Origin of the sequence: Streptomyces sp. NRRL F-5630 (genome assembly GCF_000719475.1) — a bacterium.
Lineage (GTDB): Bacteria > Actinomycetota > Actinomycetes > Streptomycetales > Streptomycetaceae > Streptomyces.
Map to the genome: position 1 here is coordinate 1 of NZ_JOGO01000211.1, position 358 is coordinate 358.

General features: G+C 69.8%; 1 protein-coding gene. It reads left to right on the forward strand.

The features are described from left to right. Window positions 1-358, forward strand: a 358-nt coding sequence (locus IF99_RS31465) for a zinc-binding dehydrogenase (protein WP_037828359.1), incomplete at both ends; no start/stop codon positions are given.

Below are 358 nucleotides of genomic sequence, written 5' to 3' on the forward strand. Positions count from 1 at the left end.
GATGTGGCGGGTGTGCGGTCGGGGGAGACGGTGTTGGTGCATGCGGCGGCGGGTGGGGTGGGGATGGCCGCGGTGCAGTTGGCCCGGTGGTTGGGGGCTGAGGTGTGTGCGACGGCGAGTGAGGCGAAGTGGCCGGTGGTGCGGGGGCTTGGTGTGGCGGAGGGGCGTATTGCTTCGTCGCGGTCGGTGGGGTTCGCGGAGGTGTTTCGTTCGGGTGTGGATGTGGTGGTGGATTCGCTGGCGGGGGAGTTGGTGGACGCGTCGTTGGGGTTGGTGCGTCCGGGTGGGCGGTTCGTGGAGCTGGGCAAGGCGGATGTGCGTGATCCGGGGGAGGTCGCCGCTGCTTACGACGGCGTGA